This is a genomic window from Paenibacillus prosopidis, from assembly GCF_003337375.1.
GTDB lineage: Bacteria > Bacillota > Bacilli > Paenibacillales > Paenibacillaceae > Pristimantibacillus > Pristimantibacillus prosopidis.
The window spans coordinates 20799-41884 of record NZ_QPJD01000009.1 but is presented as its reverse complement, the minus strand read 5'-3'; the positions used below and the strand labels follow the sequence as shown (position 1 = coordinate 41884).

Here is a 21086-nt window from a genome sequence, read left to right as displayed (position 1 = left end):
TCACTTGTTTGTTTGTTCGCGGGGGACGGTTACAGTTACCGAGACCGTCGTCTTATTCCCCACTTTATCGGTTGCGTTGTATGTGATCGTGTAAACGCGTCCGGAACCGGTACCCGCTCGTTCTGCGCGCAGCATAAATGAAGTATCCGGAGTACCGTACTGCGCTCCTTGTATATCATTCGGCTGATCTCCGTAGCCCAAGCCGTCGTCCGGTTCGTTGCTCGTAATGGAGGCTAGCACGACCGAATCGATCCCCGACATGCCATCGTCCGCATAGATGCTGGCATTTACGGTTTCCAACTGATGGTTCACCGGCAAGAGCGTTGTCTTGTCAAGAACGATACGAAGGGTCGGCGCCGTCTTGTCAATATTGTTTACAGGTGCAGCAACCGTTCCTGTATTGCCCGCCCTATCCATGAATTCAAACATAAAGCTCCCATTCTGACTGAACGTATAGCTGGAAGCCCCGTTGTTATTGGTTATCGTCACTTGCTCATTGGGCTCGATCGTGGCTATAACATCCTGATTAGTCATCGCCGTGGTGCTGTATACCACCTTGGCTGTCGGAGCTGTGGTATCTATGGCTAATGTTCGATAAGCCCATTCCGACCAAGCCCCCCGGGTATCCATCGTCCGAACTCGGATGCTCCAGTGCTCGTTATCCTGCATGGCGGGAGCTTTATAGGACGTCACGGTACCGGCAACTTCCCCGGTATCAGAAGCGGTCGTCTGCCAATTGTCCGTCGATCCTTGCACCTGATAAGCACGCTGTGCGTCGCCGGCATCCGCATCACTGAAGCTCCACGTGAATGTCGGAGTGTTTACATTTAAATATTGCCCGTCCGTATAGGATGTCAGGGTTGTAACCGGAGGTGTATTCGGAACTGCGTCAGTTAACGGAATGATGCCTGTGCGCAGCGGGTTCCAGTTGTCAGTCCCTTTCATTACGTTTTGTACCGTGTACTGACTTGCTTCCTCCGGTGTTAGCTGTTTCGACCAGCCTGCACGGGCTTTCGGAATCGCACCCGGTCCCCGGCTGTTGTACTCGAAGTATCTGGCCGTTTTCTCCTTGGTCGAATCACCCCAGTTATTCCAGCCGTAAGGGGCGATCGATGAGTCGATCGTCGTATCGATGAAGGTTACTGCAGCGTACGGACGCCACGGTCTTCCAAAGTAGACGTTCTTGACCCCCGGATTGGAGGTGATCCTCGAATTTACAAAGACATACCCGTAGGTTGTAGTCTCCGGCGTACTTGCCGCGGTTATATAACCGCCGTTCAGGCGATTGTTGTGCAGCTCATTGTTTTCGAAGAACGCGGTCGCCGGACCATAAATATAATCGACGTCGCCTTCGATATAGCAGTCTTTGAAATACTGCCGTCTCTCAATGTAGATTGTATCCTGGAAGCCGAGGAAACGGACAGTTTTGTATACACCGCGGTCCCCGCTTAGAAAACCGGCGAGCGCCTGACCGGTGCCTTGACCGGAGTCGTTCTGGATGGTCATGTTTTCAGCCGAAAAATCTTTGCCTTGCACGACGGCCGTGACCGTTTCAAGCGTACTATACGGCGTACCGTCAGGTTTCTTCGAATTCACGTTAAGATGGTAGACGAGAATCGTTCCGGTTGCGCTTTCGCCGACAAGGCTTACATACGGCTTGTTTGCCGGTACGACAATTTGCTCTCGATAGACGCCGTTGCGAATATAGATAACGATCCTTTTGGTGTTATTGGCCGGAATCGTGTTAATCGCAGCCTGAATCGTTGTAAAATCACCCGTTCCATCTTTCGCGACGACCAAAACATCCGCCGGGGTAACAGCGATCGGTTCAGAATGATAGCTTTCGCCAAGGGCGTTTACCGCTGATATTACATAATCGTAGGTTACGCCATTTACAATTCCTGTCGAGCCGCTGGCTGAATCCTGATAGCTCGTCCCGGGAATACCGGACGCAATCGTCTCGTATTGACCGCTGCCGAATGCACCACGTTTGACGGTATACGATACCGCCCCGCTAACCTCTCGCCAGGTCAATATGACCTGGACATCGCCGGCCACAGCTTGAACGCCCTCCGGAATCCCAGGTGCTCCGCTCGGCGCAGGGACTACCTGAACGGATGCGGAATTGGCGCTTGCAGTCATCGGGCTTGCGGCCGATACGACATAGTAATACCTGGTGCCGTTGCTTACCGTTGAATCTGTATATTAGAGATCTGTTACACCCGAAACAACCGTCTCATAGTTTTGGCCATTATCTGTACTGCGTTTTACATTATATGATTCAGCTCCGGCGACAGGGTTCCAACGGATCGTCGCCCGACCGTCGCCGCTTATGGCCGTCAAACCGGTTGGAGCGTCGAGAGGCGCAATCGGTACAACGGCGGCATCGGCAGAAGGCGCGCTTTCCCCTCCAACACTAACGGATGTAACCTTATAATAGTATCTAGTACCGTTATCCAGTCCGAAATCACGATACTTGGTGTCCATTACGTCGGCAATTTTGGAGTAGGGGCCTGCAGGATCGGTGCTCCGGTAAAGCCCGTATGCGATGACCGGATACCCTTCAATCGGCGGATTCCAGGTCAGATCTGCTTGGCTATTTCTGGGCTTTGCCATCAGATTGGTTGGTACGCCGGACAGACTCGGAATATCTTCGGCAAACGCTACACTCGAAACCGTGGGGCTTCCGATCTGAATCCATGAAAGCAATAAAAGCAAACATACAATAGCCGAAATACTTTTTCTCATAAACTCCTCCAAATTCTTCGTCATGATTGAATACAAAAAACAGTTGTGGCCTACAAAATTTAAAACCATTTTTTCGCCCCATGCACCACCTTTGTAATCGCTTTCATATATAATGAGATATTACCAAAGTCTCCTTCATTCGCCTTACTGAGGCGCTTTTTATTTTTCGCCTTTAGTCTGCAATTCAAGATCCTAAGATGATCTCAATCACATTTAAAAGTACCTATTTTAGAAAAGAGACATCGTTTTCGACATTTACAGCCTGCTGGAGAACCCACATGAAGTACAGGGCTTTAGCAGCTTTTTCTCGGGTGACTGTCACTTTCGGTTCAAACTCTGTACCGTTAACCACTTGTCCCCTGCCAATTCCTTTTTCGGATCGGATAAGACCCAGTTCATAGGCTTCCTTTACCTTAGAAACTAAGTGAGATGCGATTTGCGCGGTATCCACCAACTGCTGCCAGGAAACCAGAGGATAATACATCACGCCTCTGGCGCCGGGATCCAGATACGGATCATAATCCGGGTCACCGGGTACCACAGCTGTTCCGTTATAATCGGTCATGTACTTGGGCTTACTGGTGAACTTCGCATGATACGCGTCAACCAGAATAGCGCCCATTATTTCCCTGGAAAGCTCCCCATTCGGGTAGCCGGCGAATATCGATTTTTCCAAGTTCATCAGCTTGGAAATACATCGAATGAAATCGCCAACGGTCATCTCCTCATCCGGATTAAAGTTGCCGTTAGGATCCTTGCTCATTACTCCCAGCTGAATCAACTTCTCAATCTGATTGCGGTAATATGCGCCTTCACCGGTCGTAGTATCGTCAGCCATTTCGGGGAAAATGCTCGACCAGACTCCTGTTAAGGCTGCAAGTTTAACCTCATCTTTCATATAAGAGACAATCGCAGCAGCTGTGGAGTCGCCGGCTTTTCCCTTTTTCACGAGTTCGGTCACAATGATCCGCGCGAATTGTTTGGCCAAAGCTTCTTTATAATGAGTCCCGTCAACCTTATTCGCCGGATGTCCATTGGCGTAACTTCCGTTGCTCGTCTTTCCAGGCGTTTCTCCCGCTTCAATAGACATATAGACGGCTGTCGTCGCTTCCACGCCGATCTCGTTATAATACTTTATACTCTCCGCATTAAGATCGATAAGCGTAACTCCTGCTTCTTCCGCCGACCTTTTCATAATATCGGGGAACATTCGGTTTTTAAAAGAGTTGGTATAAATATATCCGGGAGCTGCATCCCCTTTAACCCTGGACATCGGTGTTACAAAGACAGGGATCATGCCCCGGGCCCGGATTGCAGGCAGGTATACTTCTTTTATATAGGTTTCATACATCGCTTCTGTCGACCCTCTGCCATATCGCCTGAACTCATCAGTGCTCTCATCATTGTGTCCGAACTGAATGAACACATAGTCCCCGATTCTGCCGCTCATTAGAATATCATTCATCCGTCCCTCCGTGTAAGCACTCTTGAACGAACGTCCACCCATAGAATAGTTAATCACATTCACTTTGCGCAGATTAAACATGGAGTCGATGATTTGGCCCCAGCCGCTCATCGGCGTTTCATCGAAGGTGTAGGATTTGACCGTTGAATCCCCGAGTAGAAATATGGTCGGAAGACTTCCATCCTCCCGCTGCTGCGGCGGGATAGGCTGCAGGATAACTTCTTCAATACCGACGGGAGTATTGATTTTGTTCGGTTCAATTTCAATATCGAGATAGTCCCGTCCGTTTACATACGTGTAAGTCCACTCCTTGCCGCGCGCTGCTGCGGTATACTTTATGGGCACCAACTTGGCTGCATCCCAGAACCCGCCTTTCAGCAGACGGCTGGTCTGCATGCCCGACACCGATAGCGTTGTGTCCGCAGCGTCGGACGTGGTTTTCACATATACGCTATAAGCACCGGGAGGGACCGCAATACGGAATGCCATGCCATAATTATTATAGTTATCCTTCTCATATTTCGGTTCTGCATAGAAACTAGGCTCCGTTATGAAAAATCCTGTACCATCTGAAGTAATGGAAGCCGTATGAACTTCCCTGGGCGGCATGGCGCTCGTCTCATAAACAAAACCGTATCCTACAGTAGAGTTAAAAAGCGGTGCACCGTTATTCACATCATAGGTGACAGATTGATACCCGGGTTTTTCTTGGTTAGTAAAGTTGAATTTGTAGGGACTTTCCATCGAAGTAAGAGTACTACCCTCTGCATTACCAGTCATGGCTGCTGCCGCTCCTGTTCTGCTAAAGCATGGAGTCAGGACCGCCACTAGAAGAAGAGACGACAGAGCCACATTCAAGAACTTTCTCACCGACTACACTCCCTTTCACGAATCGAATCGAAGTTTATATAACATATAAAACAAAGTACAAAAGTCGACTCCACTCCTTCCCATTCCGTAACTTTCTATTTTGAAAGCGCATACAGACGAGCTGCTTTTTTATTTTACTTTCTCTTCTACCCAATTCACATGCTCATTTCATTCTTTTTTTTGACCATTTGTAATAATCGTGTTATTAAAGGAAGCTTTTTTGATAGAATAACGATAAACCATTATAGGGGGGATGCTTCTTTGGCATACAAAGTCGATTTCCCGGATTTTATAAGCACATTGCAAGTAATTCGCTTTCATTTTCGAGTAGCGGAACCCGGATGGAAATATCCCGACCATGAATAGGTTTAAACTAATGGATAAGATTGATTAAAAACAAAAAAACCTGAACCTTAACGGGTTCAGGCAATTCCAGACACGACAAATTATGTTAAAATTATTCGACATCTTTTCTTCTAACTACCGACATAATTAAAACACAGCTTACACCACACAACGGCCTCCTTTGTCCACTGTAACTTCTTTTGTCACTAAATGATTAGATCTAATGTAAAATGTCATTTTTATGATTTCATTTATGCCAGGTACCTTTCTTTTCCCAGTTGTTCGTGTAAAGGTCGGCTCGTAATCTTCGAACCGGCAGGCCGTCGCCGACCGCCCCGAAGGCGGTAATGTCACGTTCCCCTCATAACGCGATTTCCGCTTCGGCAATCGCCACGCAAGCCAGAATGAAGGCGCCCAAGCCATGCAGGTCGTTCTCGCTCACCGGACGTGTAACATAGTTTTGGTAATCGCCGGCTGATGTACCGATACATATATCCGGCACAATCAGGCGCCCTTCCGTATCCGTACGCAGCCGTTCAATCAAGCCGCGGTATCCTTTGCGAGCAGCGTCCAAGGCATCGGCGCCGACCGCCCCGTGCTTCGCCGCTCCGACGATGGCGTATACGAACAAGGAAGTGCATGAAGTCTCGAGCCAGTTGTCCGGCTGGCCCCCTTTATCCACGACTTGATGCCAGAGACCGGTCTCCGCATCCTGGAATCGAATTAAGCCTTCTGCGAATCGGCCTAATGCTGCCAGCAACTCGCGGCGCGCCGGGTGGTCCTCCGCCAAAATATCGAGAAATTGGGATAATGCCAAGCCATACCACCCCAAGGACCGCCCCCAGAACTCCGGTGAATTACCGGTCTCCGGATTGGACCATGGGAACTTCCGGCTTTCATCCCAAGCATGGTATAAGAGGCCTGTCGCTTCATCGGACATGTGCTTGCGCATCAGCTTCTCCCATGCAATGACCATCGGCACAAGGGAGGCATCCCCGTATGCATTCGCATAGCGGAGCGCGAACACGCCTCCCATGTATAAGCCGTCCAACCACATCTGGTACGGATATTTATCCTTATGCCAGAATGCGCCCTCGGAGGTCTTGTTCAGCGTGTTGAACAGATGGCGCAGCTTCTCTGCGGCCGAGCGGTATCTGCGGTCCTCGAAGGACTCATCCAGGGTGAGCAGGAGCAGTCCCGGCATGATCGCATCCAGCTCGTCGCGGGCGAAGAAGAAATTGCCGTCCTCGTCTACAAGCTTATCAACATACCGCTTCGGGTACTCGAGATACTTCTCGTCGCCCGTATGCTTCCATACCTGCAGCATCCCTTCTAGAAAGATACCTTGGTGATAATGCCAACGCCCTTCCGGAGGCAGCTCCTCGGGCAAATATAATGACATAAGAGAATCGCATGCGGCTTGCGCATAGAACAGCGGTGATTTCTTTGCAATTTCATTTGGACTCATGACGGGTCAGCTTCCTTTCAAGAAATAGATGATAGTTGGGAAAATGCGGCGACGCCAGCCAGCCGATAAGCAGCTGCAGGGCAGCGACGATCGTCAAAACCCATGTAAAAGCCTCGGTCTCCGCTAGACTTGTCGTAATCATTAGCGCTATAACGCCGGCGGCCCGGCCCGCATTCGTGAACACCTCGCGAAGCACGACGGCCTCGACGCGGAAGTGAGCCCCCAGCGGCAGCTCGCTGCTGAGCTTATAGTAGAAAGAGGTATACGCATTGTTTTGAAGCGGCTTCACGAAAGAAAAAAACAGCATGAACACAATAACCGTCCAAAGCGTGATGCCGAAGTATAGGGGAACCGAGCCGATCAGAAACCCAGCCGCCGCGACTCTCAAGTAATCGGCATTGCGTTCCGTGCGTCCCCACCTGGCCAATGCGAAGCCGGAAAGGATCGTTACGCTTAGAAATAACACATTCATATAGTTAACGAACGATTCCCTCGGTACCGCTTCATACAGTAAAATCGCGGGAATATAGCCAAGCACCCCTTGCGGCAAGCCGAAGAAGAACCAACCCCACAGCGATCTGCCGAATGCGCGGTGCTTCCGCATCATCGAAATCGAATATTTCAAATAGTACGTCCGATGATGCGTCGGCTTACGCTTCATCTTCAAACTGTTGACCGCGGCATAGGCAAACATCACGAAAGCGAGCAAATAGACGTACGTATACCCTTGTATCCCGCCGGACCAATCGAGGATTCCTCCGGTGACCGCCGGTCCGGCCAGCATGCTGAGATTCGTAATCATCAGATTCCAGCCTAAATATTTATGGCGGTTATCATCATTCGTCACGTCCGTAATCATCGTAAAGTGCCCCAACCAATAGAACGAGGTCGATACACCTTTCAGCACGGCGAAACCGATGTAATAATCGGCCATCCGCTCTCCGCTAATCACAATCAGCAAATAAAATACGGCCGTTAGGAAAATCCCGGTCCGGTATGCGAACAGACGGTCCTTTAACTTTGCGATCTTGCCGATATACATCGCAGCGATCGGTGCGGTAATAAGCACTATAAAATTAAAGGCGCCGTTAATCCACAGGTCGTTCGTTAACCGCCACAAGTATAAGTTCACAAGGATGAGCGACAAGGCATTGCCGAACTGATAGATGCCGTGGTTAAACAGTGTAATATTCGCCTCGCCCGACAGGCGAGCCGTTTGTTTGCCGGTGTTGATCATTCAGCCGCGCTCGCTTCTCCCGCGAACCAGTTTTCGGACGCCGGAAGATGCTCCAAGGTAAGCTCGGCCAATTCCCGCAGCGTGTACCGGATCAAGACCGCTTGGGTTCCCGCATTCATGTCGCTCTCAACAAGACCAAGTCCGAGCGGAACCGCAATCGGCATATCGGGATATTCCTCGCCCGGCTTCACCTGCGCTACGTTCGGAGCCGGCGGAGAATGCTCCAGCTCCCGCGAGAATCCTCCGTCCTCCCGCTTCAGCTTTGCCAGGTTCGTCAACGTAATGTCCGCAATCTCCGTCAGCTCGCCCGGCGGAATAGATAGCTTCATAGAGGATAGCAAGCTGATCGGATTTCGAATATAGCACATATCATTAGCTGTATCCGTTCGCAGCACACGCAGGATAGAGTTGTAAATTTGTTCCTTGCGCGGAACCGGCACGCCGAACCGATTGTAGAAGAGCTGCGTCTTGAAAGTGCCCGAAAGCTGCGTGTATGGGGTTCCTTCTCCCCAGAATCCTGTTTCCGGGTTCTGAATACGATTCAAATAATCAAATACCTCGCGCTGATATGGCTCTCTTGCATCGGCAGGCATCGCTGCCAGATGCGCGCCGCAATGCGACAGCTTGTCGCAGCCGCGCCAGCTGTTCGCTAAACTGATCGAACGCAGCCAAGCTCCGAAGGTTTGCAAGGACTCCATATAAGCGGGCGTCGCCTCACTCTGATGCCGCGTCGGATACAACGGCTCCGCGCCGAACTTCCGCAGCGCGCCAAAGCTGTAACCCGCTGCGCGGCCGACCATAACGTCGTCTAACCTCATATTAGGATTGATATCATAGAAAAATCCGGTCGCCTCATCCTGCTTAGATTGGAAGAATTGAATCGCGCTCTCCCTCACAGGATTGCTTAAACGATAGAGCAGACCGCAGCGTTCAATGATGTTAAAAGCCTGAGCCGTCGATTCGATATCCGGCGTAAACCGCCCGGACTGCTTCGAGCTCCTTGCGTAGAAAAATCCGCCCGTCCTCTCGTCATATTGCTCCTCCAGCCATTGGAAAAAGCCGTCAAATAAGGTGTCGCCATAAGCTAATAGGTCTGCCAATCGCCGATTCATGTTCTGTTCCCTTCTAAGTTGGTTAGCGGTGCATACGTAAACGAATGGAACGTCCCGCGCCCGTCTCCGACCGTATCCAAACCGACTCTCAAACTCAAAAAACCGCCGAACGTATTATGATGAAATCCAGAAGCATCGATGACCTTATCGTATTTTGACCAAGATATCCCATCAAAGCTATAGAATAACGAGACAATATGAGCATCGTTCCGAATACGAATCCATGCTTTCCTGGTGTCGCCGGGCATGGTGGAGTAGTTCTTGAACGAGCGGAAGTGACGCACGCCTGCCGCGTTCAACCCTATGCCAAAATAAGCCTCTTCATTATAGTAAAGAAGCACCCTCGCTTCCGCGTCCCCTTCGACCGACACCTCCGCCTCGATTTCGTAACGTTCATGCGCCGGCATATACAGGAGCGGCGCGGAGGCGGATGCCCCCCCAACCGAAAGTCCTGCCGGGCCGGTGCGGAACCGGTCTGATGGAGAGAAGCCCTCACACTGCCAATTCAGAGGAAGGGCATCGCCGTTGAAACGCTCTCGAGCAATGACCGGCGGCGGTACATCTAATCTGCTTGGCGCCGTCTTGAACCATCCGTCCTCCATCCACTCGATCGGCTCAATCAGCGTCTGCCGGCCTAAGGTATGAAAGCCTTTCAAGTACGCATGGTACACGATCCACCACTGGCCGTCAGGCGAATCGATGAGCGACCCATGCCCCTTCGACCACCAACGCTCCTCAGCGGATTCGGTATGGATGATCGGATTATAGGGAGAATGCTCCCATGGTCCCAAAGGGGTCCGCGAGCGTGACGATACCGCCATATGGCTGGTAGGCGGGCCTGCCGTGCCGCCGATGGCGACCGTCAAATAATAATAGCCGTTATGAAACGTCACTTTCGGTCCTTCCAAGCTGAACGCTTCGACCTCCCAATCGTCGGGGTACCGCCAGCTCTCGTACACATGACGCGGTTCACCGGCGACGGATAAACCGTCCTCGGCAAGTTCGACGATATATCCGCCCGACATATGAAGATACCGCTTGCCATCCTGTCCGACCGTATGTCCCGGATCGATGCCCTTGATGCCGAGATCGATCGGCTGGCTCCACGGACCCGTCGGATGAGATGCCGTTACAACCCAGTTTGACCGGTTCGCCGGGAAGTAAATATAATAAGTGCCTTTGTATTCCGTGAAATCCGGGGCCCATACGTCACCGATATATTGCTGCAAAGCGGCTGCCGCCGGCCTCCAGCTCATGAGATCACTGCTTTGCCAAATAATGAGTCCTGGAGTGAGCTTATACGAAGAATGCGTCATATAGTAATGATCGCCGACCCGCAGCATTGACGGGTCGGCGTAATTGCCTCCAACAATTGGAGCATACGGAGTTATGTCCAAAATGCCCTTCTCCTCTCCTAATCCGAAATTACCCTTTAATCGATCCGAGCAGAGCGCCCTTCGCAAAGTGTTTCTGAAGGAACGGATATACAAGCAGGATAGGCACGGTAGCAACCACGATAACAGCCATTTTCACTGTCTGCTCCGGCGGACGCACGAAGTCATCCATGCCCGAGGTATCGGCAGCCAAGCCGCTTGCGAGAATGACGATTTGCCGGAGGATAACCTGCACCGGCCACTTCGCTGCATCATTCAAGTACAGAATCGCTGTCATATACGTATTCCAGTACGTTACCGCATAAAACAAGGAAATGGTTGCAATCGCCGGCATCGAAAGCGGAATCACGATACGGAGCAGAATCCCCCAGTCGCTGCACCCATCCATTTTTGCCGACTCCTCCAAGCCATCCGGAAGATTCTGAAAGAAGTTGCGCATAATAATCAAGTTGAAAGCATTGATCGCCGTTGGCACGATGAGAGCAGCCAGAGAGTCGATCAACCCGAGCTCCTTCACAACTAAAAACGAAGGAATCATGCCGCCGCTGAACAACATGGTGAACACGACCATAAACATAATGCCTCTGCGCCCGTCCAAATCTCTGCGCGACAAGCCGTATGCCATTAACGCGGTCAATACCATACTGAACAACGTGCCAAAGATCGTAACGCCGATGGATACGCCCATCGATTTCATAATCGTGTTGGTTGAAAAGATATACTTATACGCGTCGAGCGACCAGACCGTCGGAATGATGACGAACTGCTTTTGCGCCAGCTCCCCCACCGTTGTGAACGAACCGGCAATGACATGAATGAAAGGAAGGAAAGTAACTAAAGCGATAATGACAAGCAAAGAGTAGTTAACCGCATCGAATATACGGCTTCCCAGCGTTTTATCCTGCACCATGGTGACTCCACCTTTTTAAAATAATTAATAAATACCTTCCTCGCCGGCCTTCTTCGATAACCAGTTCGCGCCCATGACCAAGATAAGACCGACGACAGACTTAAAGAATCCAACCGCTGTACTGTAGCTGAACTGCCCTTGACGTAAACCTGCTGTATAAACATACGTATCGAAAATCTCCGCGACCTCGCGATTCATGGAGTTCAAGAGGAGATAGATGTGTTCGAAGCCAAGTTCCAGCACGTCCCCGATTTTCAGAATCAACAGCACCATGATGACGCTGCGAATCGACGGCAACGTAATGTGCCATATTTGACGAAAACGGTTAGCGCCGTCTATACGGGCCGCTTCATACAGTCCTGGATCGATTGCCGCCATTGCCGCCAAGTAAATAATCGTGCCCCAACCCGCTTCTCTCCAAATGATCTGAAGCACATACATCGGCCGGAACCACTCATTGCTCATTAAGAAGTTCACTTTTTCCAAGCCCATCAAGACCAGCAGCTCGTTAATAATTCCGCGGTCCATGGAAAGCATAACGAATGAAATCGACACAATGATAACCCAAGACATGAAATGCGGAATATAAACGATCGTCTGGACTATTCGCTTAAACGCTTCCCGCCTGACCTCATTTAACATTAAGGCGAGAATGATCGGAATCGGGAAATAAAACAGCAGGTTCATAAAGAATAACAGCAGCGTATTTCGTAAAATCGTAAAAAACATCGGTTCGGTGAACAGTCGCTCGAAATGCTCGAAGCCGACCCACGGACTGTTCAGAATGCCCAAATAGGGTTGATAATCTTGCAGCGCAATGACTAATCCGCCCATGGGAATATACTTAAAGATAACGAAGAAGAGGAACCCCGGAAGGATCATTTGATACAACGCCCGATTTTTGATAAGTCTCCTCTTTAGTTCTGAACTTTGTTTCGGTTTGGTGACCATCGCGTTTCCAACGGCTGTATCACGCATCATTTCTTCTCCCTTTCTCTATAGAAAAATGAGGAGGCTGTCGCATGCTTCCCACAGCCTCCGGCATACATAACGACATTATTTCACTGCAGCGTAAGAAGCATTATATTCGTCGATGATCTTCTGACCGCCTTGCTTCAGCCATTGATCTACCGCTGCTTGGAATCCGGCTTCGTCAATATTGCCCAACATGAATTTGTAAGAAGCATCTTTAATGATTTCTTGCAGACGCGCGCCGTCTTGATTGTAAGTAAGGGAATCAAGCGCTGCTGCAGGATCGTGGATTAAGTAGTTGTTGTTGTCGACGATCAACTCTTCCGCTTTCGCCTTGGATGGCAAAATGTGTTTTGCCTCCAGCATTCCGTCAATCGTGGAAATACCTCCGATTTGAAGCGACAAGTATGGCTTCGTTTCGCGGTCTGTCAGCGCTGTGTCTGTGGAAGGAATGACTTTGCCGTCTTCAATCGTATAATGCTTGCCTTCGATGCCCCACGTGATTAAATTCATCAGCTCAGCGCTCATCAATTGATCATAGAAAGAAAGGACATTCTTCAACTCTTCTTCCGATTTCACGGCGGATTTCGGGAACAATACGACGGAGCCGAAGCCCGGGATCGCCCAGGTGCCGTATTCGCTGTTCGGACCGCTCACCTTGTGATGGACGTCAAGCAGCGCATCCGGATTTACTTCAGTAATCTTCTGATCCAGGCCCGCCACGTCACCCATGGAACCGACATATACGCCGGCTTTGCCTGTGAGCAGCAAGCTTTGCTGGTCGGTCTTGCTCGTTACCGGGAAGTCTTGGTTCATGTAGCCTGCACTATGAATGCGCTTAAAGAACTGCAAAGTCTCCATATATTGAGGGAACATAAATTCCGGCATCAGTTTGCCTTCCTGCATTCCCCAATTGTTCGGCGTGCCGAACCAGGAAGCTACCGTCTTGAATGCGCCATAAACAAAATCGCTGCGATCCGTCATCCCAATCGTATCGTCCTTGCCGTTTCCGTCTGGGTCGTCCGTCGTAAATTTTTCAACCATCGTAAAAAATTCTTCTGTTGTCGTCGGCGCGGAAAGCCCGAGCTTGTCGGCCCAATCCTTCCGGTAGATAAAGCCCTGACGGGACAGCGGACGCTCTGCGTAAAGAGCGTATACTTTGCCGTCTACCGATGTGTTAGCCAATACTTCCTTTTGCAATTTCTTTAAATTCGGATATTGATCGAGCAGCGGCCCGATTTCCCAGAACTGGTCGTTCCGAATCGCGTCTCGCAGCATAGCGAGCGAGGTTTGGTTTTTAATATACGTCGCTTGCGGTAGCGTGCCCGTCGCGAATGATGCGTTCATCTTCTCGTCGTAGCTTCCATCCGGAACCCACTGGATTTTAAGATCTGTATTTGTCGCTTCTTCCAGCATCTTCTCGATCGTGTCGTCTGGCACCTCCGGCGTATGAAGATTAGCCATAATGGAAATCTTGACTGGCTCTTTCTTTCCTGCCGGTGTCTCGGTTGCCGTCTGGGTGTTATTGTTCGGCCCCGCTGCGGGGCTATTCGACCCGTCCGAATTACCTGCACATCCGGTCAATACTGCAAACGCTGTAAATACCGCCAACAGGGCGCTGGCTTTTTTCTTTGCCATGATTATGACCTCCGTATTATTATTGTTGTTGAGATTTCGTTGCCCCCTCAATATAAGACGGTTACGGTCGTTACGTATATAATCCGAGGATTTGTGGGGCAGTAAAAACCCTGTTCCCGCGCGCTATTTCCGCGATTATATCCCCGATCTAATCTGATGATTATCCCTGTAGCGGAAGTTCCTCCTGAAACACTGAAAAACCGATGGAGCATAACATCGCTCCATCGGTCGATAAGTTCCAAATATTGCATTCATAATAAAGCGCTTGTGGAAGATACCTTTGTTATGCGTATATGCGCTGAAGGTACGATCAGGGAGCGCTCCGATACGACAAATTATATTCATCGATGATGTCCTGCCCGCCCTCGCTAAGCCAACGATCCACTTCCGCTTGAAAGCCGGCTTCGTCAATCAATCCTAAAATATACTGGTACGTTGCATCCTGAATATATTCTTGAAGTCTGGCTCCCCGTTCATTGAAGGTGTTCGATTCGAACGGCCACGTCGGATCATGAACCAGAATTGAATTATTATCAAGCGTCAAAGTCTCTGCCTTATCTTTGACACCCATTTCAAAGTTGGACTTTAAATAACCCATGATCGTTAGAGGCCCCCCGATTTCAATTGCTTGGTACGGCTTGACGTCCTTATTCGTCATTTTGATATCTACCGTCGGAACGACCACTCCGTTATCGAGGTTATAATGCTCTCCTTCTATACCCCATCTCAGCAAATTCGCGAATTCCGGTTCCATGAGCTTGTCGAAGAACGAGAGGACCTCCCGCAGTTCCTCCTCAGTCTGTATGGACGAGGTCGGAAACAAAACAACCGTTCCAAAGCCCATAGAAGCCCATGCCCGTTCTCCCTTAGGTCCGGCGATTCGGTTGTGTACATCAAATACAGCAAGAGGGTTCACTTCTGTCGCTTTTATCTGGAGATTATAAACGTCACCCATCGCCCCGATGTAAACGCCGGCTTTTCCCGAAATGAAAAGATCCAATTGGTCTGCTTTTGCCGTCACAGGAAAGTCTTGATTCATCATCCCCTCCTGATGCAGCTTACGGTAGAAATTCATCGTATCCCTATATTCTTGGAACATGAATTCAGGTAAAAGCTTACCGGCCTCATCACCCCAGCCATTCGGTGTTCCGAAGTAAGTCGAGACGGTTTTGAAGCTGCCGTAGACCAGATCGCTTCGATCCGTTAATCCGAAGGTATCCTGCAGACCGTTTCCGTCGGGATCGCCAAAGGTGAATTGGTGCAGCATATGGTAGAACTCGTCAGTCGTTTGCGGCGCTTCTAGGCCGAGACGGTCCGCCCAATCCTTCCGATAGATCAGTCCTTGGCGAGATAAGGGACGTTCTTGATATAGGGCGTATATTTTGCCGTCTACTGAAGTGTTTTGCAGCACCTCGAGCTTAAGCTTCTGCAAATTGGGAAAGTCTTTGAGCATCGGCCCGATCTCCCAGAACATCCCGTTCCGGATCGGATCCCGCAGCCTGTCCAGCATGTCGGCATTCTTTAAAAATACCGCCTCGGGCAGCGATTCCGTAGCCATGGAAGCATTAAATTTCTCCTCGTAGCTGCCATCGGGTATCCATTGAATGTCGAGCTCAGAGCCAATCATCTCTTCTAACCGTTGTTGAATCTTCTTGGACGGCACTTCCGGCGTATGAAGATTCGCCATCATCGTGATAGTGCCCCGATCTCCAACGTTAGCGGATTCATGCGATGCGCCTCCATCCCCCGCTAGCGGATTCCCGCATGCTGTAAGCACTGTCATTAACACTAAAATCGTTAGCATAAAAAAGATCGATGGTTTCCGATTCATAGGCTCGTTCCTCCCGTGTTTGGCTATATCATCAATTATGGCATAATCTGCATTCTTTTTCATGAGTACCCTGTTTCCAGCTGACAAGATCAAATCCATGGATTACTTAAGGTTTTATATTGAAGCGTTTACATTAATCTTATACAATGGGGTTATCTATCGAAAGGCGGCGAATCTATTAAATTGAGAAAATTTAGCATGTATACCAATTTGGTCCTATTCGGATTTGCCATCAGCATAGCCCCGATCATTACGCTCGGGTTTTTCTCTTACATGAAATCATCGGATTCGATCCAAACCCATGTCAATCAGAGCAATATTCAGATGATGAATCAACTGAACGGGAACATAGAGCAGGTGCTGCGGACAATCGACTATACGCTAAATTACATTATTAACACGAATCAAGTGCAGGATGCGCTATACCGCCCGCTGACATATAACGACTTTCAGCTTTATAACCAGATGAAGAAGGAGCTGAATCTCCTGCAATCGCCGGAGATGATGGTGACCGACGTTATTCTGGCCAACGCCTCCTCGAACTGGGTGATTCATAACCGGGGCTTGTCTTCGTTCGAGAAATTCTCTAAAGGCACGGAGCTCCCAAGTCTCCTCGAGCTTGAAGGCAGCACAAATTGGGTGATGCTGAAGACCGGATCGCTTGGAGCAAGCGACACATCGAGCTACGCCTGCCCAATCACCTTAACGCTCGTTAAGAAGATGCCGCTTCACACCTTATCGAAACGGGGCATCGCCCTTGCGACCATTCCGAGCTGCAGCTTAGCGGAAATGTTGAAAAATCAGCTCCCCGGAAGCAGGGTCATGGTGCTTGATGAGAATCAAAACATTCTGGTGCATCCCAACATATCGATGCTCGGCAGGACCTTGGCAGAGACGGACTTAATCCATGAATCCGATGCATCCCGCTTTACGGGACGTGCCGGTCAATTCCAGACAAGCATGGGGAACGAGACGATATCGGTGACCTATGTCCGATCCGAGTTTAACGGTTGGACCTATGCTTCTTTCACGGAAATGTCCGAATTTACGAAGGAAGCGCACTCGATCGGTTGGTTCACGCTGTACGTCTGCTTACTGATCATTTGTTTATGCGTCTTGCTCGTATGGCTCGGAAGCCGCAAGGTATATACGCCGATTCGGGCCATCTTCCAACAGATCGCCGACCGTCTGCCGGAAACCCAAGCGAACAAGAAGAACGAGCTTCAAGTCATCGACGAGCATATCCAGGATCTGTTCGCCTCCAATACGAAGCTCCGTCACGAGCTGCATCAGAACAGCCAGCAAGTGCGGACGTTCTTCCTGCATAAGCTGTTTCAGGGCCAAAGCGGCCCCTCCGAAATTGAGGAGAAGATTGCGCTGTTCGGATATACCGAACAGGTATCGGAATGGAGTCACCTCGCCGTTCTGACGCTTCAAATCGACATTCTCGAGGAAACCCGCTACGAGCAGAAGGATTTAGATTTATTATTGTTCGCTGCAGGCAACATTATAGAAGAGATCGTCCCTGCCATGGATCATCTGCCTCCCGTCATCGTGGATCAAACCCAAGTGACGCTGGTCGGCGGGAAGAGCATGTCCCCGGATCATTTTAATGATTATATCTATAAGCTCACGGAATCCATTCAGCAAAATATGCGCAGCTACCTTGATCTGGATGTCAGCATCGGTATAAGCCTGCCGTTCAAGAGCTTGAAAAGCGCAGCGCGCGCCTACCAAGAAGGCTTGGAATCGCTTAAGCACCGGTTGAAGCTGGGCAAGGGCGTAATCATCCCTTACTTCAGCTTGAACTCCGGCAAGCATACGCAGGTGTATTTCTACCCGATGCAGATCGAGAATCAGCTCATCGATGCGATCAAACTCGCCGATGAGGAACTCGCCTTCTCGCTGCTCAAGCAATGGCTCGAGCAAGTATTCCTTAAGGACCGTACGCCGCATGAATATCAGATTTCGCTCATCCGGCTGTTGAACGGGCTCATGATCGTCATGCAGGAAGCCGGGATCCGATTAGAACAGCTGGACATCAAGGAAAGCTCGCTATACGAAGAGCTGCTTGAGCTGTATGTACACTCGGAAATCGAAAGCTGGTACAAAACCCGAATCATCGTTCCGATGATCCGTGTGTTCCAGGATCGGCAATCGTCTCAGTACCAGAACATTTCAGAACAAATCATCGATATCATCCGCAACGAGTTCGAAAGCGACATTACGCTCGAGGAATGCGCAGCCCGCTTGCATTATAACGTTTTCTACTTAAGCAGCGTCTTCAAGAAGGAGACCGACATGACCTTCAGCGAATATTTATCACAGTACCGTCTGAACATGTCCAAAAAGTGGCTCGTCGAAACGGATATGTCGGTGAAGAACATCGCCGAGAGGCTAACGTATAATAACCCGCAAAACTTTATTCGTTCATTCCGCAAGCAGGAGGATATGACCCCTGGGCAATACCGGGCGAAATACGCCAAGCCTGATTCATAAGGTATCAAAACAAGAATAGCGTGTAAAAAGCAGCAGGTAAACGGCTGTTTTTTATACGCTATTCGTATGCTCAGACCATCGCTTGGAGCCAATCGAACGAGGCCCGCCCTTTGATTTCATGCGCCCCCTCAAACAAGTCAAGCGTCACCCTTTCTTCGCAGCCATAGCTGCGGTAGATGTCCTTTAGTACTTTCACCGCGTCTATCACATGCCGGGCAGGGAATAGAGGATCTTCCTTCCCGCTTTCGATAAACAACGGGCGGGGAGCGATAAGGCCGAGCAGCTCCGGCATTTCCGCGTATTGAAGAACGCCAGGCAAATAGTTATCTAAACAGTGACTGCGGTTTAGTATGCTCCCCCGGTACGTATTCGTGTAGCCGTATATCGCTACCGTGCGCAAACGTTCATCAAGGGCAGCCGCAAGCGAGGCAACCATACCTCCGCCCGAAAAACCGATGACGCCAATCCGGTCTGCGTCCACATCCGTCCGCATAGCTAGGTAATCAATCGCTCGCGAAGCTTCATATACCCTTAGACCGGCTAGCGTCTTCCCTGCGAGAAGAAGCGCGGCCGCAAGCGGAAAGCAAGAATTCGCTTTCGGTTCGCCGCCCCCTTCGTCGCGAAGAAGCAAGCGGTCGCCGAACCCGACAATTTCCGGGATGAGCACAACAAATCCTCTTGCGGCTAATTCCAGCACCGTCCCCCCATGTCCGCTCGGCACACTCGTATTCGGCAAGCCGTCCGGCAGCAAACCAACCATCTCGCGGCTGCCCCATCCATGCCCGTGAAGCGCTAAAATCGCAGGCCGTCGTTGACCCGTCGATTCCTTCCTTGACACCACATATGCCGGCACAAGCAAGCCATCGGCCGTTCGATATTCCACCCGCTCCCGAATGAAGGAATCAAGCTCCGCCCTTTCCAATTCACGAGGGTCGAGCGGGACGTTTGCATAGTCCGAAAAGTCGCCTAACGTTTCAGTCAATCGCTGCCTTAGGCGGAGACGATGCGTATTCCAATCACCGCCATCGGACATTTTTTTATCACGAAGAGCCTGTGCTTTGTTAAGCAGTTGTTCTACAAATGAATCCGGATTCCACATCGCTGCCATCAAACTCCTTCTCGAATAAGCCCCGCCTGATCCATCGCGGGCAACGCTTGTTCATTTATATGTTTACGTTATCGCGGGGTGACCATTACGTACATAATCAGGAGATTAGGAATCAGTTAAACGACGGATCAAAAGATTCATGTTCTTGATACAATAGAGGAGTTCCAAGAAAAATCATTATATTCGGAAAGGGGATTGTATGTACATATGATCATCCAAGTGTCAGCGGACGGAAATGGAGATTTCACAAAGGTGCAAGACGCGATTGATCACGTTCCGGATAACAACGCGAGTCCTGTAACCATCCGGATTAAACCAGGCGTCTATAAAGAAAAGCTCCATGTTGCTAAACCGTTCATAACCTTATTAGGGGAAGGTAAGAATGCGCAAGAGGTTATGCTTACTTTTGACGACTGCGCTAACAAAACGATGCCGGACGGCGAACCGTACGGCACGTTCCGCTCTTATTCTATTTTTATTGGAGCCGATCACTTCTCGGCGGAGCTCATCACGTTCGAAAACAGCGCGGGGCCCGGACGGCTCGTCGGCCAAGCGCTGGCGGCCTACGTCGACGGGGATCGGGCCATATTCCGGCGATGCCGGTTCCTCGGATATCAAGACACGCTGTTTACGGGGCCGCTCCCGCCTGAGCCTATGAAACCCGGGTCATTCACCGGTCCGCGCGGCGGGCAATCCCCGCGTAACACACGGCAATATTATGAGGATTGTTACATAGAAGGGGACGTTGATTTTATTTTCGGTTCGGCGACGGCTCTCTTCCTTCGGTGCGAGCTGTTCTCGAAAAACCGGCTTTCAGCAGACCAAGGCGGAATAAACGGGTGGTATACCGCCGCATCGACGCCCGAAAACATCCCTTACGGCTATGTATTCCTCGACTGCAAGCTGACAAGCGACGCGCCGCCGCGGACGGTGCTGCTTGGCCGTCCATGGCGCAATTACGCAAAGACTGCCTTTATCTGCTGCTGGATGGGCGAACAGATTCACCAAGACGGCTGGGATAATTGGAATAAGCCAGAGGCCGAGGCGACCGCCAGCTATTGCGAGTACGGCAGCACCGGACCAGGTGCGGGCACTGGAGGAAGAGTCTCATGGTCGAAGAGATTAGGAGACCGCGAAGCAGCTATGTACGCTCCGGCAATAGTGTTGGCTGGCGACGACGGATGGAATCCTTTCGAATAATACGAAAGGGCTGCCCGTAAGTCTATAGACTTACGGGCAGCCCTCCTCTCGTACGAGCGACACCTGCAGTTACGCCTCTTCCCCTTTATACTCAAACCAGTTGAAGACCGCGAAGAACAAGTAGCCGAACGGCTCCGTAATCATCGTGCTCGCCGTGATATACCCATTGTTCGAGGATGAGCCCCGATCCAATGAATGAATCACGCTTTCCTCGAATACGACGCGGGAGCCCCCGAAGAGGAAATTCACATCACCTTCGATATAGCAACACCAATTGATAGCGCTTCCA

The 21086-nt window shown here is 50.3% G+C and carries 15 protein-coding genes; 2 read left to right on the top strand and 13 right to left on the bottom strand.

The genetic code is table 11. The features are described from left to right. The 11 genes from DFP97_RS15180 to DFP97_RS15130 all read right to left on the bottom strand — a co-directional run bounded on the left by DFP97_RS15180 (position 1) and on the right by DFP97_RS15130 (position 15990). The gene (locus DFP97_RS15180) at positions 1 to 2142 is read right to left on the bottom strand and encodes a pectinesterase family protein (RefSeq protein WP_114381045.1); all 2142 of its coding nucleotides are present in this window, start codon (positions 2140 to 2142) and stop codon (positions 1 to 3) included. Between the two features lie 63 nt (positions 2143 to 2205). After that, complete coding sequence (locus tag DFP97_RS15175; RefSeq protein ID WP_114381044.1) at positions 2206 to 2748, bottom strand: fibronectin type III domain-containing protein; 543 nt, start codon at positions 2746 to 2748, stop codon at positions 2206 to 2208. 223 nt (positions 2749 to 2971) lie between these two features. Further along, a complete protein-coding gene (locus DFP97_RS15170; RefSeq protein WP_114381043.1) occupies positions 2972 to 5083 on the bottom strand; it encodes an S-layer homology domain-containing protein in 2112 nt (703 codons plus the stop codon). Between the two features lie 706 nt (positions 5084 to 5789). Further along, on the bottom strand, positions 5790 to 6896 hold the full coding sequence (locus DFP97_RS15165; RefSeq protein ID WP_114381042.1) for a glycoside hydrolase family 88/105 protein: 1107 nt from the start codon (positions 6894 to 6896) through the stop codon (positions 5790 to 5792). Then, positions 6883 to 8133, bottom strand: coding sequence for an MFS transporter (locus DFP97_RS15160; protein ID WP_114381041.1), 1251 nt, complete (start codon positions 8131 to 8133; stop codon positions 6883 to 6885). Before DFP97_RS15160 ends, DFP97_RS15165 begins: the two co-directional genes overlap by 14 nt. Continuing rightward, entirely contained in the window at positions 8130 to 9245 is a 1116-nt protein-coding gene (locus DFP97_RS15155) for a prenyltransferase/squalene oxidase repeat-containing protein (RefSeq protein ID WP_114381040.1), read from the bottom strand. Before DFP97_RS15155 ends, DFP97_RS15160 begins: the two co-directional genes overlap by 4 nt. Beyond that, entirely contained in the window at positions 9242 to 10642 is a 1401-nt protein-coding gene (locus DFP97_RS15150; protein WP_114381039.1) for a family 43 glycosylhydrolase, read from the bottom strand. The genes DFP97_RS15155 and DFP97_RS15150 overlap by 4 nt, the downstream gene beginning before the upstream one ends. A 28-nt stretch (positions 10643 to 10670) precedes the next feature. After that, positions 10671 to 11549, bottom strand: a complete 879-nt coding sequence (locus tag DFP97_RS15145) for a carbohydrate ABC transporter permease (protein WP_028608956.1) — start codon at positions 11547 to 11549, stop codon at positions 10671 to 10673. Between the two features lie 24 nt (positions 11550 to 11573). Beyond that, the gene (locus DFP97_RS15140) at positions 11574 to 12527 is read right to left on the bottom strand and encodes an ABC transporter permease (RefSeq protein ID WP_114381038.1); all 954 of its coding nucleotides are present in this window, start codon (positions 12525 to 12527) and stop codon (positions 11574 to 11576) included. Positions 12528 to 12605: 78 nt separating this feature from the next. Then, positions 12606 to 14159, bottom strand: coding sequence for an extracellular solute-binding protein (locus tag DFP97_RS15135; protein ID WP_114381037.1), 1554 nt, complete (start codon positions 14157 to 14159; stop codon positions 12606 to 12608). A gap of 310 nt (positions 14160 to 14469) precedes the next feature. After that, complete coding sequence (locus DFP97_RS15130; RefSeq protein ID WP_114381036.1) at positions 14470 to 15990, bottom strand: extracellular solute-binding protein; 1521 nt, start codon at positions 15988 to 15990, stop codon at positions 14470 to 14472. Between the two features lie 198 nt (positions 15991 to 16188). On the opposite strand from DFP97_RS15130, the gene DFP97_RS15125 reads away from it, so the two are divergent. Further along, on the top strand, positions 16189 to 18489 hold the full coding sequence (locus DFP97_RS15125; RefSeq protein ID WP_181873538.1) for a helix-turn-helix domain-containing protein: 2301 nt from the start codon (positions 16189 to 16191) through the stop codon (positions 18487 to 18489). 70 nt (positions 18490 to 18559) lie between these two features. Here the strand turns inward: DFP97_RS15125 and DFP97_RS15120 are convergent, their stop codons facing one another. Beyond that, a complete protein-coding gene (locus DFP97_RS15120) occupies positions 18560 to 19597 on the bottom strand; it encodes an alpha/beta hydrolase family protein (RefSeq protein ID WP_245976275.1) in 1038 nt (345 codons plus the stop codon). 207 nt (positions 19598 to 19804) lie between these two features. Between DFP97_RS15120 and DFP97_RS15115 the strand changes: the two genes are divergently transcribed. Then, on the top strand, positions 19805 to 20797 hold the full coding sequence (locus tag DFP97_RS15115) for a pectinesterase family protein (RefSeq protein WP_220271163.1): 993 nt from the start codon (positions 19805 to 19807) through the stop codon (positions 20795 to 20797). A 69-nt stretch (positions 20798 to 20866) separates the two neighbouring features. Here DFP97_RS15115 and DFP97_RS31925 read toward each other — a convergent pair whose 3' ends face one another. Next, complete coding sequence (locus DFP97_RS31925; protein WP_281270974.1) at positions 20867 to 21001, bottom strand: hypothetical protein; 135 nt, start codon at positions 20999 to 21001, stop codon at positions 20867 to 20869. Positions 21002 to 21086: the final 85 nt, after the last annotated feature.

Excerpts from the sequence above, each read along its gene's own strand:
- DFP97_RS15145 (WP_028608956.1), bottom strand. The coding sequence starts at position 11,549 with ATGGTGCAGGATAAAACGCTGGGAAGCCGTATATTCGATGCGGTTAAC.
- DFP97_RS15155 (WP_114381040.1), bottom strand. The coding sequence starts at position 9,245 with ATGAATCGGCGATTGGCAGACCTATTAGCTTATGGCGACACCTTATTT.
- DFP97_RS15140 (WP_114381038.1), bottom strand. The coding sequence starts at position 12,527 with ATGCGTGATACAGCCGTTGGAAACGCGATGGTCACCAAACCGAAACAA.
- DFP97_RS15120 (WP_245976275.1), bottom strand. The coding sequence starts at position 19,597 with ATGGCAGCGATGTGGAATCCGGATTCATTTGTAGAACAACTGCTTAAC.
- DFP97_RS15165 (WP_114381042.1), bottom strand. The coding sequence starts at position 6,896 with ATGAGTCCAAATGAAATTGCAAAGAAATCACCGCTGTTCTATGCGCAA.
- DFP97_RS15125 (WP_181873538.1), top strand. The coding sequence starts at position 16,189 with ATGTATACCAATTTGGTCCTATTCGGATTTGCCATCAGCATAGCCCCG.
- DFP97_RS15115 (WP_220271163.1), top strand. The coding sequence starts at position 19,805 with ATGATCATCCAAGTGTCAGCGGACGGAAATGGAGATTTCACAAAGGTG.
- DFP97_RS15160 (WP_114381041.1), bottom strand. The coding sequence starts at position 8,133 with ATGATCAACACCGGCAAACAAACGGCTCGCCTGTCGGGCGAGGCGAAT.
- DFP97_RS15135 (WP_114381037.1), bottom strand. The coding sequence starts at position 14,159 with ATGGCAAAGAAAAAAGCCAGCGCCCTGTTGGCGGTATTTACAGCGTTT.
- DFP97_RS15130 (WP_114381036.1), bottom strand. The coding sequence starts at position 15,990 with ATGAATCGGAAACCATCGATCTTTTTTATGCTAACGATTTTAGTGTTA.
- DFP97_RS15175 (WP_114381044.1), bottom strand. The coding sequence starts at position 2,748 with ATGAGAAAAAGTATTTCGGCTATTGTATGTTTGCTTTTATTGCTTTCA.
- DFP97_RS15180 (WP_114381045.1), bottom strand. The coding sequence starts at position 2,142 with ATGACTGCAAGCGCCAATTCCGCATCCGTTCAGGTAGTCCCTGCGCCG.